Raw genomic sequence first — 17271 nt, 5'->3', positions numbered from 1 at the left:
GCTTGCTACCCGTCGGTCAACCCGACAGGCCCCGTTTTTTCATCCGATGTCCGCGGCTACTTCTTCTTGCCGTCCTTGGTGTCCTTGGCGGCCGGCGGCTTCTTCCACCCGATGTCCTGGTAGCGGGGCGCCCCGAGGCCGAAGGCCCCGGCGTTGGCCAGCCCCGGCTTCACGGCGACCAGCTCGGGGCGCTGGTACAGCGGGATGGAGCCGGCCGCCGCCCAGATCCGGGCGTCCGCCTTGCGCATCAGCTCCCGGGCCTGCGCCTCGTCCAGCTCGCCGGCCGCCTGGTCGAAGAGCTGGTCGATGTGGTCGGTGCCGACCCGGGTGTAGTTCTGTTCGACGAGGAGCGAGCCGTCGGCCGCCGGCTCCGGCTTGGCGAAGATGGGGCGCGCGTCGGTGGCCGGGAAGGCCGTCGCGGGCCACGAGTACAGGGCCAGGTCGTACTGGCCCGAGGCGATGTGGTCCTTGAAGAAGCTCTCGTCGGCGACCTTCTTGATCTCGGTGCTGATGCCGAGCTTCTGGAGCATCTGGGAGATCCGCTCGCCGACCGCGCGCAGGGCCTCCGAGCCGGGTCCGGCCGGAAGGACGAAGCGCAGGGCGAGGGGCTTGCCGTCCTTGGCCAGCATCGCGCCGGAGGTGCGGGCCTGCTTGGCGGGGACGGGGGCCGGGCTGGCGGCCGCGGGCTCCTTGGCGTCGTCGCCCTCCTTGGCCTCCTCGCCTTCTGCCGGCGCCTTGGCGTCGTCGGCCGCCGCCGGGGCGGGCGCCGCCTTCGCCAGGGCCTCCGCCTGGGCCAGCAGGACGTGCTCCTGCTGCGCGGCGAGCGAGGCCGGGGCCAGGGCCTGCGCGGGCCCGTCGGTGCGGCCGAAGGTGGCGAGGCCGTCGGCCGGGTCGGCCCCGAGGCCGCGGCCGGGTCCCTCGGACAAGACGCGCAGCCCCGCGGCCGGGGCGCCGGGCAGGCCCGGGCGGGCCCGGCGGATGCCCAGGTCGGCGGTGGCCGAGCGCAGGTCGCCGTTGCGCCCGTCGTCGTCGCCCACGATGTAGAGGCCGTCGTCGCCGGTGCCGTCACCCGGGCCGGGCTTGGCGCCCGCCGGGGTCTTGGAGTCGTCCTGCGCCCCCTCGGCGCTCTCGGCCCCCGCCTTCGCCCCGGCCGGCTCGTTCAGCTTGCCGCCCTTGCGCCAGCCCGCGTCCGCGAGCAGGGCCTGGGCCGCCTGGGTGTCCTGGCCGCCGATGGCGTCGCTGTTGTCCGCGTACGCCTGCTGCCCGGCCAGCGCCAGGTGGCTGCCGACCGGCTTCGCCGGCAGGCCCAGCGGCTTGAGCACGATCTCGGCCAGCGTCTTGCGGTCCAGGGCGCGGGCCACCGCCCGCCGCACCCGCTCGTCCGACAGCGGGCCGGAGGCCCCGTTCATCGCCAGCTGCGTGTAGGCGGGCTCCAGCGACTTGCGGACCGTGAACCCGCGCAGCGCCGACTGCTCCTCGGCGTACTTCTTGACGGCGTCGGCGTTCTTCTGCCGGGTCTCCTGCTCCTCCTTCGCCCTGGCCTCGTCGGCGCCGTGCGCCAGCGCCCAGGAGAGGGTGGCCTGGGCGGGGGTGACGGAGGCGCCCGGACCGTGCGTGCCGTCCACCCGGCCGGCGTCGCGGTGCGCGAGGGCGATCCGGTCGGCGCCCGAGCGGTCGATCTCGGCCAGATCCACCTTCCCCGCGGCCAGCGCCGCCGGGCGGCCCGACCGGGGCACCGCCGTCAGCACGAGCGTGTCCAGCTTCGCGGGCCGGCCCCACCAGCGGGGGTTGCGGGTGAGCGCCGCGGTGCCGGTCTTCTTGTCGATGGCCCCGAGTCCGAAGGGCCCCGCGGTGACCTTGAGGGCGCCGCGGGCGCCCTCGTTGAAGGCCTCGGGGGTGCCCATGACCTGCTTGGGGTAGAGCGGGCTGAACAGGGAGCGCCAGTCGGCGTACGGCCTGACGAAGGTGACCTTGACCTCCAGGTCGGTCTTGCCGCGCTCGATCTTCTCGATCCGGTCGTAGCCGGCGTTGCGGGCGGTCCAGTACGCCGAGTCCTTGCCGTTCAGGGCCCGCCACTGGGCGACGAAGTCGGCGGCGCCGATCTCCCGGCCGTCGCTCCACACCGCCTGCTGGTTCAGCTTGTACAGCACGACCTGCTTGGGCTCGCGCTCGACGACCTCGGCCTTCTCCAGGAAGTCCGGATTGGCCACCGGCCGCCCCTTGGCGTCCAGGGTGAACAGCTGCGGCAGGACCGCGCCGGCGATCCGGTTGGTGGTGGCGTCCGCGTCCGCCTGGAAGGTGTTCAGCGTCTCCGGCAGGGAGTCCACCGCCCAGCGGAGCACGCCGCCGTCGGCGACCTGTTCGCGCACGGTCGTCGCGATGTCCGGTCCCGCGGCGGCCGGGCCGCCCTCGTCCTCACCGGCCCCGCAGCCAGCGAGCAGCGGCAGTGCGAGGACTCCCGAGGTGAGGAGCGCCAAGGACCTGCGCCTTCTCTGGGTCATGGGTGGTACCTCCGGGGCGGGGCGCGAGGGCCGTGAAAAGAGGGTCTTGATCACGTTCGGCGGTATATGGAGCTGATCACACCGGTGTGGAAACCCACTGAAATCGACCACCGCCCGCGTCCTCCGCAGCGGCCCCTCGCCACGCCGCGAACCCCACCCGTGCGGACCAATCCCGGTTGCGCCCCCGGGCGCGCCCCCTGCCTCCGGCCGCCGCCGCGCTGCGCGCGCAGGCGCGCGTTCCCTCGTTCGAGGGATGAAAATGGGGGCAGGGAGGGGCGCACGGTTTGAGCCTGCGCGCCCGGAATCGCTGCACGTCCCTTCACAACCGGGGACGGGAGGCGCGACACTCGCAGGCGCCCGTGAGCATTGCCACCGCACCCTGCGGAAGTGAGGGCAAGTCATGTCCCTGCAAGACGATCTGACCGCCGTACGGCGCAGCCTCGACGAGCTGGTCCGCTCGGTGGAACAGCTGGAGAAGGACGTCGCCCGGCAGGCACCGGCCGCCGGCTCCCGGCCGCCGGAGAAATCCAGGATGGTCAGCATCCCGGACGCCCCGTACGACAACGCGCTGTGGACGGACACCGACGACGAGGGCCTCGGCGCCCGCGACCGCCGCGCCCCCTAGCCGTCCCGGCGGCCGTCCCCGCGCAGCACCCCCATCTGGCCCGGCCGCTCCGGCGGCCGGGCCTCCTGGGCCACCCCTCGACCACTCCACCCGGAGTTCCCTTTGGCCACAGGCACGGAACCACCCCAGCAGCGGCCCGGCGGGGTCCACGGCCCCTCCCGGGCCGCCATCGCGGCCCGGCACCTGCGCACCGACCGGTGGTGGCTGTCGCCCGCCGGCACCGCGGCCGGACTGCTCGCCTTCATCGCGTACTCGACCTGGCGGGCCTTCGCCAACGACGACTACTACGCGGCGCCGTACGTCTCCCCCTTCTACTCCCCCTGTCTGGCGGAGAACTGCCAGGAGATGCGCGGCGGACCCAACCTCGACCTGTTCGGCAGCTGGTGGGGCCTGTCCCCCGCCCTGCTGATCCTGGTCTTCCCGCTCGGCTTCCGGCTGACCTGCTACTACTACCGCAAGGCCTACTACCGCGGCTTCTGGGCCTCGCCCCCCGCCTGCGCCGTCGCCGAGCCGCACGCCGCGTACACGGGCGAGACCCGCTTCCCGCTGGTCCTGCAGAACCTGCACCGGTACTTCTTCTACGCGGCGGTGCCGGTCGCGGGGATCCTCACCTGGGACACCGTGCTGACCTTCCGCGACGAGCACTACGCCTGGGGCCACATGGGGCTGGGCACGCTCCTCTTCCTCGCCAACATCGCGCTGATCTGGGCCTACACCCTGTCCTGCCACTCCTGCCGGCACATCATGGGCGGCCGCCTCAAGCACTTCTCCCGGCATCCGGTGCGCTACCGCCTGTGGGGCTGGGTCAGCCGGCTCAACGCCCGCCACATGCAGCTCGCGTGGGCCTCCCTGATCAGCGTGGCCCTGTGCGACTTCTACGTGTACCTGCTGGCCACCGGCACCATCACCGACCCGAGGATCTTCTGAGATGGCTCAAGTGGAACGGCAGCAGTGGGACGTGGTCGTGGTCGGCGCGGGCGGTGCCGGGCTGCGGGCCGCGATCGAGGCCCGGGAGCGGGGCGCCCGTACCGCGGTGATCTGCAAGTCCCTGTTCGGCAAGGCCCACACGGTGATGGCGGAGGGCGGGATCGCCGCCTCCATGGGCAACGTCAACGAGGGCGACAACTGGCAGGTGCACTTCCGCGACACCATGCGCGGCGGCAAGTTCCTCAACCAGTGGCGGATGGCCGAACTGCACGCCAAGGAGGCCCCGGACCGGGTCTGGGAGCTGGAGACCTGGGGCGCCCTCTTCGACCGCACGCCCGACGGGCGGATCTCCCAGCGCAACTTCGGCGGCCACGAGTACCCGCGCCTCGCGCACGTCGGCGACCGCACCGGCCTGGAGCTGATCCGCACCCTCCAGCAGAAGACCGTCCAGCTCCAGCAGGAGGACTTCGAGGAGTACGGGGACCACGAGGCCCGGCTCAAGGTCTTCCAGGAGTGCACGGTCACCCGGATCCTGAAGGACGGCGGACGGGTGTCGGGGGCCTTCTGCTACGAGCGCGAGACCGGGCGCTTCTTCGTCCTGGAGGCCCCCGCCGTGGTGCTGGCCACCGGCGGGATCGGCAAGTCCTTCAAGACCACCTCCAACTCCTGGGAGTACACCGGCGACGGCCACGCCCTGGCCCTGCTCGCCGGGGCGCCGCTGCTGAACATGGAGTTCGTGCAGTTCCATCCGACGGGCATGGTCTGGCCGCCCTCGGTGAAGGGCATCCTCGTCACCGAATCGGTGCGCGGCGACGGAGGGGTGCTGCGCAACTCCGAGGGCCGGCGGTTCATGTTCGACTACGTCCCGGACGTCTTCAAGGAGAAGTACGCCGAGTCGGAGGAGGAGGGCGACCGCTGGTACGAGGACCCGGACCACAACCGGCGCCCGCCCGAACTGCTCCCCCGCGACGAGGTGGCCCGCGCCATCAACGCGGAGGTGAAGGCCGGCCGCGGCTCCCCGCACGGCGGGGTGTTCCTGGACGTGTCGACGCGGATGCCCGCCGAGCGGATCAGGCGCCGGCTGCCGTCCATGTACCACCAGTTCAAGGAGCTGGCGGACGTGGACATCACCGCCGAGCCCATGGAGGTCGGCCCGACCTGCCACTACGTGATGGGCGGGATCGCGGTCGACTCCGACACCGCCGCCACCGTCGGCGTACCGGGCCTGTTCGCCGCCGGCGAGGTCGCGGGCGGCATGCACGGATCGAACCGGCTCGGCGGCAACTCCCTCTCCGACCTGCTGGTCTTCGGCCGGCGGGCCGGGCTGCACGCGGCGGAGCACGCGGCCGTCCCCGGGCAGCGGCCCGCCGTCTCCCAGGCGGAGGTCGACGCGGCCGCCGCCGAGGCGCTGGCGCCGTTCCACGCCGACGAGGGCGCGGAGAACCCGTACACCCTCCACCAGGAGCTCCAGACGGCGATGAACGACCTGGTCGGCATCATCCGCCGGGAGGGCGAGATGGCCGAGGCCCTGGAGCGGCTGGCGGCCCTGCGCGTACGGGCGGCCCGGGCCGGCGTCGAGGGGCACCGGCAGTTCAACCCGGGCTGGCACCTGGCGCTGGACCTGCGCAACATGCTGCTGGTCAGCGAGTGCGTGGCCCGCGCCGCGCTGGAGCGCACCGAGAGCCGGGGCGGGCACACCCGGGAGGACCGTCCGGCGATGGAACGGGAGTGGCGGCCGGTGAACCTGCTGTGCCGCCCGGTCGATCCGGCTCCCGCCGACCCCGCGGCGGCGCGGATCGCGCTGGAGCGGGTCCGTACCGAGCCGATCCGCCCCGACCTGCTCGCGCTCTTCGAGAAGGAAGAACTGGCCAAGTACCTCGCCGAAGAGGAGCTGTACGGGTGACCACATACGACGCGCGGTTCCGGGTCTGGCGGGGCGACGCGGAGGGCGGGGACCTGCGGGACTTCACCGTCGAGGTGCACGACGGCGAGGTGGTCCTGGACATCGTGCACCGGCTCCAGGCCACCCAGGCGTCCGACCTGGCGGTCCGCTGGAACTGCAAGGCGGGCAAGTGCGGTTCGTGCAGCGCGGAGATCAACGGCCGGCCGCGGCTGATGTGCATGACGCGGATGTCCGTCTTCGACCGGGACGAGACCGTCACGATCACCCCGCTGCGCGCCTTCCCGGTCATCCGCGACCTGGTCACGGACGTGTCCTTCAACTACGCCAAGGCCCGCGAGGTCCCGGCGTTCGTGCCCCCGCCCGGGGTCGCGGCGGGCGAGTACCGGATGCAGCAGGTGGACGTGGAGCGCTCGCAGGAGTTCCGCAAGTGCATCGAGTGCTTCCTGTGCCAGGACACCTGCCACGTGGTGCGCGACCACGAGGAGAACAAGCCGGCGTTCGCCGGGCCCCGCTTCCTGATGCGGGTGGCCGAGCTGGACATGCATCCGCTGGACGCGGCCGCGGAGTCCGGCCTGGACCGCAAGCGGAGCGCCCAGGAGGAACACGGGCTGGGCTACTGCAACATCACCAAGTGCTGCACGGAGGTCTGCCCCGAGGGCATCAGGATCACCGACAACGCGCTGATCCCGCTGAAGGAGCGGGCGGTCGACCGCAAGTACGACCCGCTGGTGTGGCTCGGGAACAAGATCCGGCGGCGTTCAGCCACCGACCCCCGTTAGTTCACTTCGCGGTGGAGAATGCCCCCTGGATGACCGTCGTACGACGTGATCTCAGGGGGCTTCGCGGTGCGGGTGGGGGAAGTACTGGCGGACCGGTACCGGCTGGACCGGCGGCTCGGCGCCGGCGGCATGGGCGAGGTGTGGCGCGGCCACGACCAGGCCCTGCACCGGGCCGTGGCGGTCAAGGTGCTGCTGGACGCGGCGACCAACGAGGAACTGATCGCCCGGTTCCGGCGGGAGGCCACCATCGGGGCGCGCCTCCAGCACCCGGGCATCACCGTCGTGCACGACGTGGGGCAGCACGAGGGGCGGCTGTTCATCGTGATGGAGCTGCTCTCCGGGGAGGACCTGGGGGCGCGGCTGGCCCGCTCCCCGGGCGGGCTCCCGGTGGCCGAGGCCGTCGAACTGGCGGCGCAGACGGCGGAGGCGCTGGCCGCCGCACACGAACAGGCCGTGGTGCACCGGGACCTGAAGCCCCAGAACCTCTTCCTGCTGCCCGGCGGCCGCCTGAAGATCTGCGACTTCGGCATCGCCCACTCCGCCGACGCGACGGCCGGATGGACGGTGACCGGGCGGATGTTCGGCACCCCGCCGTACATGGCGCCCGAGCAGTGGCGCGGCGAGCACGTGGACGCCCGCTGCGACCTGTACGCGCTGGGGTGCGTGCTGTACGCCCTGCTGAGCGGGGAGCCGCCGTTCGGGTCGGCGGAGCCGATGTACGTCCTGATGCGCCGCCACGTGGAGGACCCGCCGCCGCCGCTGCGGGTGCCGGGGATGCCGGCGGAGCTGGGCCGGCTGGTGCCGGCCCTGCTGGCGAAGGACCCCCGGGACCGGCCGGACTCGGCGCAGTGGCTGGCGGGGGCGCTGCGGGGTGTGGCCGGCGGGGCCGGGGGGTCCGGCGGTGGACGGGGTCCGGAGCGCGTCGTGGAGGACGCGGCGCGGGAGCCGGAGGCTGCGCCTGCGCCTGCGCCGGGGGCGGGGTCGGAGGCGGGGACGGGGTCGCGGCCTGGGCCGGGGCTCGGGCCTTGGCCCGGGTTGAAGCCTGGGCCGGGGCTCGAGTCCGAGGCGGGGCCGGGGGCAGGGTCGGGGCTGGGGCGGGGGTCGGGGCTGGGGGCCGTGCCGGGGCCAGGCCCGGAGCCGAGGCCAGGGATGGAGCCCGAGCCGGGGTCCAAGCCCGAGCCCGGGACGGAGCCCGAGCCCGGGTCCAAGCCCGGGTCCGAGCCGGAGCCCGGGTCCGAGCCGGAGCCCGGGTCCGAGCCGGAGCCCGGGTCCGAGCCGGAGCCCGGGTCCGGGTCCGAGCCGGAGCCCGAGCCCGGGTCCGAGCCGGAGCCCGAGCCCGGGTCCGAGCCGGGGTCCGAGCCCGCGCCGGGGCTGTTGCCCGTGTCGGTGCGGGAGTTCGTACGGGAGCTGCTGCTGGAGGCCGAGGAGACGCTGGTCTCCCTGCCGCCCGGCGCCGGCGAGGCCCGCACCGAGGGGCTCGCCCTCGCGGCGGAGGCCGCGGCGCGCTTCGACGCGGGCCTCGCCGGCCGGCTGCTGGCGGACGCCGAGCGGTGGGCCTGGACCGACGGCGACGGCGACGGCGCCCGGGTGGCCGCGCTGCTGACCGGGCTGGCCCGGCGGATCTCGCGGGACGCCCCCGCCCGGACCGAGCGGGTGCTGACCGACGCGCAGCAGGCCCTGTTCGCGGTGTCGGGGCCGAAGCGGCTGGCCCGGCTGCGCAAGGTCGCGGAGGAGCTCGCGGGGGTCGCCCCCGAACGCGGGGTCCGACTGGCCCGGCGGTACTTCGCCGGCAGCTCGGCGGAGGAGGCCGTCCTGGCGCGGGCCGCCCTGGCCTCCGCCCCGGCCGACCTGTCCGGGGCGGAGGGCTACCTGTCCCTGATCCAGAGCCCGACGGTGCGGGCCGCCACCGAGTCCAGGGCCGTCACCGCCGTCGCCCGGCAGGACCTGCCCGCCGCGCTGCGGCTGGCCGCGCGGATACCGGGCGGCGGGGCCCGGGTGCGGGCGCTGTGCCGGGTGGCCGGTGAGCGCTCCGCCGTCGGGGACCGGGCCGGGGCGGCCGAGGCCCTGGCCCTGGCGGAGCAGTCGCTGACCGACACCCGGGACGAGGAACTGGACGCGGCCCGGGCGGCCCTGGAGGCCGCCCGGGACCTGAGCGCGCAGGGCCGCCCCTCCGTACTGGACCCGGCCGTCGCGCAGGAGCGGGCCGCCGCGGCCCGGCGGCTGGCCGAACCCGCCGAGCGGGGGCGGGAGCTGGCCTGGATCGCCCGGGACTGCACGACGGGTGCGCCCTGGCTGGCGGCCGCCGCGGCCGACCCCGGCACGCCGCCCCCGCGCGGGGCCGCCCCGCGCCCCGGCGCGGCCGGGCCCCGGCCCCCGGCGGAGTGGCGCGCCGGGGACCGGCCGGACGCGCTGTACGCCGCCGGGGAGCGGGTGGTGTGGACGGCGGGGGCCGAGGTCGGCGCCGCGGACGCCGCGACGGGGGCCGGCCGCTGGACGGCCTACGCCGACGAGGGGGTACGGGCCCGGCCCCTGCCGGAACCGGAGCGGGTGTGGTGCGCCGCCGACGCGGACACCGTGTGCGTGGTCGTGGGGTCGGGCGGCGGGTCGCGCGGGCGGCTGGTGGTCCGGGACCCGGCGGACGGGCGGGTGCGGTGGTGGCGGGAGCTGTCGGAGCCGGCCTCGCCCACCCCGGTGGCGGGGCTGGTGCTGCACGCGGCGGAGGGCGAGCTGACCGCCCTGGACAAGGCGGCCGGGGACCCGGTGTGGCGGCATCCGCTGCCGGCCGGGGCGGCGTTGACCGTCGCGGGCGAGTGCCTCGTCCTCGGGGACGGCCGGCAGCTGCGGGCGCTCCACCTGCCGAGCGGGACCCCGTTGTGGTCCTGGCCGCGCGGCTACGACGCCGGCGCGCGCCCGGCGCCCGACCACCTGCCGGGCGGACCGGTGCACGTCCTGGACCGCGGTGTCCTGCGCGCCCTGGACCGGCGCAAGGGCTACGAGCTGTGGCGCTTCGAGCCGGGGGTGCCGGCGGCGGGGCTGCTCGTCGAGGACGGGGTGGTGTACGCGGCCGCGTACCGGGCGGAGCAGGGCTGGGACGTGGTGTTCGCCCTCGACGCGGAGAGCGGGGCGGTGCGGTGGCAGCGGCCGGTGACGCGGCGGGAGGGCACGGCGTGCGTGCTGGAGCTGCTGGGGGTGCGGCGGGGGGTGCTGTACGTGAAGTCCGCGCACGGCGGGCGGCGCGGGCTGCTGGGGCGGGTGGCCCTGCCGTTCGTGACGGGCCTGGACACCGGTACGGGCAAGCCGCGCGGGCACTGGGAGCATCCGGCGGACGCCCCCGAGCCGGTGGTCGCGGCCGGCACGCTGCTCCATGCCCGGCCGAGCCTCGGGGGCCTGCCCCTGGCCCCCTTCTGACGCGGTCCTCGCACCGCTCAGCGCCGGGGCGCCTCCCCGGCTTCGCGCCGGTCCGGGTGGCGGGGGCCGGTACGTCGCCTGCGGGTGGCTGCGCCGCTGCGCGGGGCGGAGGTCCCCTACCCGCCCTTCCACCGTTCCCCGGGCGCTGCCCGGACCCGCGCCTCAAACGCCGGCGGGGCTGATTTCAGCCTCGCCGGCGTTTGAGGCGCGGGGGTCTGGGGGCGGAGCCCCCAGGGAACGGGCGAAGGGCGGGTAGGGGACCTCGACCCGGCCCGCCGGCCGCCCGGCGAGCTCCGGGTGCGGGGGGACAGAGCGGGACATAGCCTCCCCATGTGTATCCGCTGAGAGGCACCGCTGCCCTCCGGGGCCTGATCGTCGCCGCCGCGCTGCTCGCACTGCTCGCGCTGCCGACGCAGTCGGCCCACGCCGAAGACCCCGTCGCGCTCTCGCGCCAGGGGCAGGTCACCGACCGCGTCGGCGCCCTCGGTGACCGGGGGCCCGCCGTGGCCGCCGCCCTCGACCGGCTCTACGCCGCCCGGAAGGTCCAGCTGTTCGTGGCGTACGTACGCGACTTCTCCGGCCGCGGCGCGCAGAGCTGGGCGGACGCGACTGCGCAGAAGAACGGCCTCGGCCGGGACGACGTGCTGCTCGCGGTGGCGACCGGGGACCGCCAGTACGCCTATTCGGCCGATGTCGACTCCGGTTTCACCGAGGCGCAGCTCGCGGACGTGGCCCGGACCGCCATCGAGCCCGCCCTGCGCGAGAACGACTGGGCGGGTGCGGCCATCGGCGCGGCGAACGGCTACGACGCCGTGCTCGGCGGGAAGCCCGTGCCCGTGCCCGCCGTCACCCCCGGCCCCGCCGACCCCGGTGGCGCGGCGGAGGGGGAGGGCGGGGCCGGGGACTTCGTGCTGCCGGTGGTCGCCGTCGGGGCGGCCGGGGCGCTCGGGGTGTACGCGTACCGGCGCCGCAGGAAGCGCGGCGGGACGGACCGGGGCACCACCACGGCCCACGCCGGCTGGGGCGGGGCGCGGGCCGGGCCCGCTCCGTTGCCCGAGCTCGACGCCAGGGCGAAGGCCCTGCTGGTGGAGACCGACGACGCCGTCCGCACCAGCACGGAGGAGCTCGGCTTCGCCACCGCGCAGTTCGGCGACGAGGCGGTCGGCACGTTCACCGCGGCGGTGGCGTACGCCAAGGACGAGCTGACGCACGCCTTCCGGCTGCGCCAGCAGCTGGACGACGCCTACCCGGAGGACGAGGCGACCCGGCGGCGGATGCTGGAGGAGATCGTGGCCCGCTGCGCGGAGGCGAACCGCAGGCTCGACGCCGAGTCGGCGGCCTTCGACCGGCTGCGGGACCTGGAGAAGAACGCCCCGCAGGCCCTGGCCGCGGTGGAGGCGCGGTTCCGTGCGCTGGCCGGCCGTACGACGACCGCCGCGGCGACCCTGACCGCGCTGACGGGCCGCTACGCGGATTCCGCGGCCGCGCCGGTGGCGTCCAATCCGGAACAGGCCGAGGACCGGCTGCTGTTCGCGACGACCAGTCTCGGCGAGGCGCGGGCCGCCCTCGGCGGCGGGGACAACGGCCGGGCCGCCGTGCACGTACGGGCCGCCGAGGGCGCGGTGGACCAGGCCGCGACCCTGGTGGACGCGGTCGAGCGGCGGGCGCAGGAGCTGGCGGAGGCGGCCGGGAAGCTGCCGGGGGCGCTGACCGAGACGGAGACGGACCTCGCCGACGCCCGCGGCCTGCTCACCGGTACCCAGGCGGGCTCCGCCACGGGCGACCTGCGGGGCCGGATCGGCCGGGCGGAGTCCGTGGTGGCCGACGTCCGGCGGGAGCAGGAGGCCGGCCGGTACGACCCGATCGACGCGCTGCGCCGGGTCGAGGAGGCGGACGCGGCCCTGGACGAGGCGCTGGCGGGGGCGCGGGAGCAGGAGTCGGGGCGGCGGCGGGCGGCGTCGCTGCTGGACCAGGCGCAGCTGTCGGCCCGCAGTGCGATCGGCGCGGCGGCGGACTACGTGACCACCAGCCGGGGCGCGGTCGGCAGCCAGGCCCGGACCCGGCTGGCGGAGGCGCAGCGGCACCTGGAGCGGTCGGCGTCGCTGGCCGGCCCGGATCCGGCGGGCGCGCTGGCGGAGGCCCAGCAGGCGGACTCGCTGGCCCGGCAGGCGCAGCAGCTGGCGGAGGAGGACGTACGGGCGTACCGGAACCCGTACGCGGGGCAGCGCGGGGGCGGCGGCCGGGGCGGTGCCGTGCTCGGCGGGATCATCCTCGGCGAGATCCTCCGGGGCGGCGGCGGCCGGGGCGGGTTCGGCGGCGGGGGCGCCTTCGGCGGAGGCGGGGGCGGGGGCGGGTTCGGCGGCGGACCGGGCTCGTACGGCGGCGGCGGCACCCGCGGCCGCATGGGCGGCGGCGGCCGCATGGGCGGCGGCGGCCGCTTCTGAACGACGAGGCACCAGACGGACCGGAACCCCTCAGGAAGGACCCCGATGAGCAAGCAGACCATCCTCGGCCGTGTCACCCAGCTCGCGAAGGCCAACATCAACGCGCTGCTGGACCAGGCGGAGGATCCGCAGAAGATGCTCGACCAGCTGATCCGCGACTACGCGAACAACATCTCGGAGGCCGAGCAGGCGGTGGCGACGACCATCGGCAACCTGCGGATGCTGGAGGCCGACCACAAGGAGGACGTGGACGCGGCCGCAGAGTGGGGCGGCAAGGCCCTGGCGGCCAGCCGGAAGGCGGACGACCTGCGCGCGTCGGGGGCGGCGGCGGAGGCGGACCGCTTCGACAACCTGGCGAAGGTGGCCCTGGGCCGGCAGCTGCAGTCGGAGAAGGAGGCGGCGACGTCGGAGCCGGTGATCGCCGCTCAGACGGAGGTCGTGGACAAGCTCAAGGCGGGCCTGTCCGCGATGAAGGACAAGCTGACGGCGCTGCAGGCCAAGCGGGACGAGCTGGTGTCGCGGGCGAAGACGGCACGGGCGCAGAACACGATGCTGGACGCGGTCAAGAACATCGACGTGCTGGACCCGACGAGCGATCTGAACCGCTTCGAGGAGAAGGTGCGGCGGGAGGAGGCGATGGCCCTGGGCAAGTCGGAGCTGGCGGCCTCCTCCCTGGACGCCCAGTTCGAGGCGCTGGACGACCTCGACCGGTCCTCGGAGGTCGAGGCCCGCCTGGCCGCCCTGAAGTCCCGGGCGGCCTGAACGGGTCCCTCCTCAGCCGTACATGCTCAGCAGCTGCTCCGCCGACAGCTCGGTGACCGCCTCTCCCGGTGCGCCGCCCGGCATCGGGAGCGGGAGTTCGAACCAGACGGTCTTGCCGCGGTGGGTGCGGCGGGTGCCCCAGCCGGCCGAGAGCAGGCCGACGAGCTGGAGGCCCCGGCCGCCCTCGTCGGTGTCCCGGGCGCGGCGGCGCCTGGGCTGGGCGAGGTTGCCGTCCCAGACCTCGCAGACCAGGGTCCGGTCCAGCAGCAGCCGCAGCCGGATCTCGCCCTCCCCGTACCGCAGGGCGTTGGTGACGAGTTCACTGACCAGCAGTTCCGTGGTGTCGAGGAGGCCTTCCAGGCCCCAGCCGGGCAGTTTGGCGCGGGCCAGTTCCCGGGCCCGGCCCACCGAGCGGGCCTCCCGGGGCAGCTGCCAGTCGCCGACGGCGTCGACGGGCAGACCCTGGACCCGGGCCATGAGGAGGGCGATGTCGTCCTCGCCGTGGCGGGTGTGGAGGGTGTTCAGGACGTGGTCGCAGACCTCCTCCAGGGGGCGGGACGGATCGGCGACCGCCCCGCGCAGCCCGCGCAGGCCTTCTTCCAGGGGGTGGTCGCGGGATTCGACCAGCCCGTCGGTGTAGAGGGCGAGCAGCGCGCCCTCGGGGAGTTCCACCTCGACCTCCTCGAAGGGTTCGCCGCCCACCCCGAGCGGCATGCCGGTCGGGATCTCCAGCAGCAGCCCGGGGCGCGGGTCGGCGCCGTCCTCGGCGGGTTCGACGAGGACGGGCGGCATGTGGCCGGCGTTGGCGATGGTGCAGCGCCGGGTGACGGGGTCGTAGACGGCGTACACGCAGGTGGCGAGGTAGACCTCGGAGCGGTCGGCGTCGCGGGAGTGCAGGGCGGCGCGGGAGGCCTGCTGGGCGCCGCCGGGGGCACCGAGGCCGCGGGCGACCTCGTCGAGGGCGGTGAGCACCTCGGCCGGTTCGAGGTCCAGCAGGGCGAGGGTGCGCACGGCGGTGCGGAGTTCGCCCATGGCGACGGCGGCGCGCAGGCCGCGGCCCATGACGTCGCCGACGACGAGGGCGGTGCGGTGGCCGGGCAGTTCGATGACGTCGAACCAGTCGCCGCCGACCTCGGTGGCGGCGTTGCCGGGCAGGTAGCGGCAGGCGATGTCGAGGCCGGCGGCCTCGGGGTCGCCGGGCGGGAGCAGGCTGCGCTGGAGGATCAGGGCCCGTTCGTGCTCGCGCCGGTAGAGGCGGGCGTTGTCGATGCAGACGGCGGCCCGGGCGGCGAGTTCCACGGCGACGGCCCGGTCGCGTTCGCCGAAGGGCTCGCTGCCCTTGGTGCGGGAGAACTGGGCGAGGCCGACGACGGTGTCGTGGGCGACCATCGGGACGATCAGGGTGGACTGGACGAGGTCGTCGGGGCCCGCGGCGTCGACCAGCCGGGGGCGTGCGGTGCGCAGGGCCATCGCTCCGGGTGAGGCGGCGGGGTAGCGGTGGGTCTCTCCGACGGCGACCAGGGCGCCGGGTCCCGAGAGGGGGGCGTCGGAGACGGCGGAGGCGAAGGCCACCCTGCGCAGTTTCGCGGAGGGGGCGCGGCGGGCGCCCTGGTCGGGCAGCGAGGGCATGCCGGGGCCCTGGGGCCGGGCGGGCCGGTCGTCGTCGCCGAGCAGCAGGCCCTGGTAGAGGTCGACGGCGGCCAGGTCGCAGAAGCCGGGGACGGTGACGTCGAGGAGTTCGCGGGCGGTGGTCTCCAGGTCGAGGGAGTTGCCGATGCGGTGCCCGGCCTCGTTGAGGAGGGCGAGGTTGCGGCGGACCCCGGCGGCCTCGCGGGCGGCGAGGTGGCGGCGGGTGACGTCGGTGCCGAGGCCGGCGACGCCGATGGGGCGGCCGGTGCCGTCGTGGACCCGGTAGAGGTTGATGGACCAGTGGCGGTCGTCGCGGCTGCGGGGGGTGGCTCCGGTGATCCGCAGGTCGGTGACGGAGACGCCGGTCTCCAGTACCCGGCGCAGGGCTTCGGCCATCCGGTCGGCCTCGTGGGGCGGCAGGTAGTCGTGGACGGTCCGGCCGCGGTGCTCGGCGACGGTGCCGCCGAAGACGGTCGCGAAGCGCCGGTTGGCCCGCTGCACGGTGAGGTCGGTGCCGAAGAGCAGGAACCCGAAGGGAGATTGGCCGAATATGGCCTGTGATGCGGCGAGGTCGGACTCGATGCGGCGCAGGGCGCGTACGTCGACGACGACGCAGAGTGCGGCCCGCTCGGCGCTCTCGGTCTGGGTGGGCATCACATAGATCTCGGCCACCCCGTGGGCCCCCTGGCCGCCGGGGATCCGGAAGGGGATCAGGCCGGTCCATTCCTTGCCGTCGAGGATCTCGGCGACCTTGCGGTGCCCTCCCTCGCGCAGCTCGGGCGGCATGAAGGCCTCGACCGGGTCGCGGCCGACGGCCTGTGCCGCGGGGAGGCCGAACAGTTCCTCGGCGCGCAGGCTCCACTGGTCGATGAGCCCGTCAGGGCCGATCGAGAAGGAGGCGACCTTTATGTAGTCGTATATCGAGCCAGGCGGACTGCTGTGCCACAGGGAGTCGTGCAAAGGCTCCCCGGGCACCCGGGCCTGATGTGTCTGCGCAGGTATCTCGCTCACGCGACCGTCCCCTCCAGCTCACCGCAACCGGACCGGCCATGACCGAAGTATTCAGCACCACGGCCCCGTACGGCACGGCGTTCACGATCACAAAAGGGTCCCGTTGTTTTCCGGCCATGTCCGGTGGTCTCCCCAGACGCCGCCCGGGAGACCCACTGCCGCCCTTCTCCTTGTTACTCACCAGGAAGAGCCAACTCGAACCACACGGTTTTCCCCGTCTTCCCGTGCCGGGTCCCCCAGCGGCGCGCGGAGACGGCGACGAGGTGCAGGCCGCGCCCGCCCTCGTCGTCCGGGTTCGCGACGCGCTCGCGGGGCGGATCCGGAAGCGGATCGGAGACTTCCACGAGCAGGGCCGGGCCGCCAGCCAGGTCCGGTGCGGCCGGATTGCGCCGTACCAGGCGGACTCCGATCGGGCCGGAGGCGTAGCGCAGGGAGTTGGTGACCAGCTCGCTGACCAGCAGGACGGTCACGTCGCCGACGGAGTCCAGCCCCCAGGAGCGGAGGGTGCCGCGCACGGCGTGGCGTGCGGTGCGGACGGCACCGGGCTCGGCTGGGAAGGCCCACTCGGCGCATTCACCGTCTGTGTCGATCACGCCGATCACTTCCCGGGCCACCAGCGACCCCAGTCAGGTTCGTCGGGACGAAAGGGGGACGAGATTGGGACTAATAGCGACATACCCGATATTCGGGGCGCCGTACCACCCGATCCCCCACGCACCGGCGCACTGTGGCGCAGACGGCCTAGAGCGGGAGCGTCACGCGCCCCGGTGCGCCCCGCCGTGCGACTCGGCACCGGTTTCGGCACCGGTTTCGGCGCCCGTTCCCGCGTCCGCTCCGGTCCCCGTCCCGGCGTCCGCTCCGGCGCGCAGCCGGCGGCCCGCCTCCTCGACGAAGGGCCGGTCCTGGTCGAGCCAGTCCACCGAGTCCAGCTCGTGCGGGGCGAGCCAGCGCAGCTCGTCGTGGTCCTCCAGCGGCTCGGGCTCCCCCGAGAGCAGCCGGGCCGTCCACACGTGCAGGACCAGGTCGGGCCGCAGCCGCCACTCCCCCGGGATCCGCTCCAGCGCCTCGGTCTCCACGCCGAGCTCCTCGCGCAGTTCGCGCACCAGCGCCTCGGGCACGGTCTCGCCCGGCTCGGCCTTGCCGCCCGGGAGTTCCCACCGGCCGGCCAGCTCGGGCGGCGCACTGCGCCGGGCGGCCAGCAGGCGCCCGTCACGACAAAGGGCTCCGCCCACGACCACGCGTACAGTCATGGGCGGAGCCTATGCCAGCGCCTTCAGCCGAT

General features: G+C 75.0%; 11 protein-coding genes. 7 read left to right on the top strand and 4 right to left on the bottom strand.

The features are described 5' to 3' along the window. Positions 1-56: 56 nt before the first annotated feature. Positions 57-2501 carry an ABC transporter family substrate-binding protein gene (locus ACIPW5_RS14785; RefSeq protein WP_401244644.1) on the bottom strand — a complete coding sequence of 815 codons (2445 nt, stop codon included), beginning with the start codon at positions 2499-2501 and terminating at the stop codon, positions 57-59. Between the two features lie 400 nt (positions 2502-2901). Here ACIPW5_RS14785 and ACIPW5_RS14780 point away from each other — a divergent pair, with 400 nt between their 5' ends. The 7 genes from ACIPW5_RS14780 (at position 2902) to ACIPW5_RS14750 (ending at position 13349) form a co-directional block, all read left to right on the top strand. After that, the gene (locus ACIPW5_RS14780) at positions 2902-3126 is read left to right on the top strand and encodes a hypothetical protein (protein WP_401244642.1); all 225 of its coding nucleotides are present in this window, start codon (positions 2902-2904) and stop codon (positions 3124-3126) included. Positions 3127-3228: 102 nt separating this feature from the next. Beyond that, positions 3229-4053, top strand: a complete 825-nt coding sequence (locus ACIPW5_RS14775) for a hypothetical protein (protein WP_401244641.1) — start codon at positions 3229-3231, stop codon at positions 4051-4053. 1 nt (position 4054) lies between these two features. Next, positions 4055-5956 (top strand): fumarate reductase/succinate dehydrogenase flavoprotein subunit, encoded by a 1902-nt coding sequence (locus tag ACIPW5_RS14770; RefSeq protein ID WP_401244639.1) that lies wholly within the window; start codon positions 4055-4057, stop codon positions 5954-5956. Continuing rightward, positions 5953-6735, top strand: coding sequence for a succinate dehydrogenase/fumarate reductase iron-sulfur subunit (locus ACIPW5_RS14765; protein ID WP_401244637.1), 783 nt, complete (start codon positions 5953-5955; stop codon positions 6733-6735). The genes ACIPW5_RS14770 and ACIPW5_RS14765 overlap by 4 nt, the downstream gene beginning before the upstream one ends. A 45-nt stretch (positions 6736-6780) precedes the next feature. Next, entirely contained in the window at positions 6781-10143 is a 3363-nt protein-coding gene (locus ACIPW5_RS14760; RefSeq protein ID WP_401244635.1) for a protein kinase, read from the top strand. Between the two features lie 332 nt (positions 10144-10475). Further along, positions 10476-12587, top strand: coding sequence for a TPM domain-containing protein (locus tag ACIPW5_RS14755; protein ID WP_401244633.1), 2112 nt, complete (start codon positions 10476-10478; stop codon positions 12585-12587). A 45-nt stretch (positions 12588-12632) separates the two neighbouring features. Further along, on the top strand, positions 12633-13349 hold the full coding sequence (locus tag ACIPW5_RS14750) for a PspA/IM30 family protein (RefSeq protein WP_401244631.1): 717 nt from the start codon (positions 12633-12635) through the stop codon (positions 13347-13349). Between the two features lie 12 nt (positions 13350-13361). Here ACIPW5_RS14750 and ACIPW5_RS14745 read toward each other — a convergent pair whose 3' ends face one another. The 3 genes from ACIPW5_RS14745 to ACIPW5_RS14735 all read right to left on the bottom strand — a co-directional run bounded on the left by ACIPW5_RS14745 (position 13362) and on the right by ACIPW5_RS14735 (position 17239). Then, the gene (locus ACIPW5_RS14745) at positions 13362-15980 is read right to left on the bottom strand and encodes a SpoIIE family protein phosphatase (protein WP_401244868.1); all 2619 of its coding nucleotides are present in this window, start codon (positions 15978-15980) and stop codon (positions 13362-13364) included. A 182-nt stretch (positions 15981-16162) separates the two neighbouring features. Continuing rightward, positions 16163-16591: an ATP-binding protein gene (locus ACIPW5_RS14740; RefSeq protein ID WP_401244866.1), complete on the bottom strand. Its 429-nt coding sequence runs from the start codon at positions 16589-16591 to the stop codon at positions 16163-16165. Positions 16592-16744: 153 nt separating this feature from the next. After that, complete coding sequence (locus tag ACIPW5_RS14735; RefSeq protein ID WP_401244630.1) at positions 16745-17239, bottom strand: (deoxy)nucleoside triphosphate pyrophosphohydrolase; 495 nt, start codon at positions 17237-17239, stop codon at positions 16745-16747. Positions 17240-17271: the final 32 nt, after the last annotated feature.

It is taken from the genome of Streptomyces sp. NPDC090077 (genome assembly GCF_044747545.1).
Lineage (GTDB): Bacteria > Actinomycetota > Actinomycetes > Streptomycetales > Streptomycetaceae > Streptomyces.
The sequence above is the reverse complement of the archived record's forward strand: the minus strand, read 5'-3'. Positions and strand labels throughout refer to the sequence as shown.

Excerpts from the sequence above, each read along its gene's own strand:
- ACIPW5_RS14785 (WP_401244644.1), bottom strand. The coding sequence starts at position 2,501 with ATGACCCAGAGAAGGCGCAGGTCCTTGGCGCTCCTCACCTCGGGAGTC.
- ACIPW5_RS14780 (WP_401244642.1), top strand. The coding sequence starts at position 2,902 with ATGTCCCTGCAAGACGATCTGACCGCCGTACGGCGCAGCCTCGACGAG.
- ACIPW5_RS14770 (WP_401244639.1), top strand. The coding sequence starts at position 4,055 with ATGGCTCAAGTGGAACGGCAGCAGTGGGACGTGGTCGTGGTCGGCGCG.
- ACIPW5_RS14750 (WP_401244631.1), top strand. The coding sequence starts at position 12,633 with ATGAGCAAGCAGACCATCCTCGGCCGTGTCACCCAGCTCGCGAAGGCC.
- ACIPW5_RS14735 (WP_401244630.1), bottom strand. The coding sequence starts at position 17,239 with ATGACTGTACGCGTGGTCGTGGGCGGAGCCCTTTGTCGTGACGGGCGC.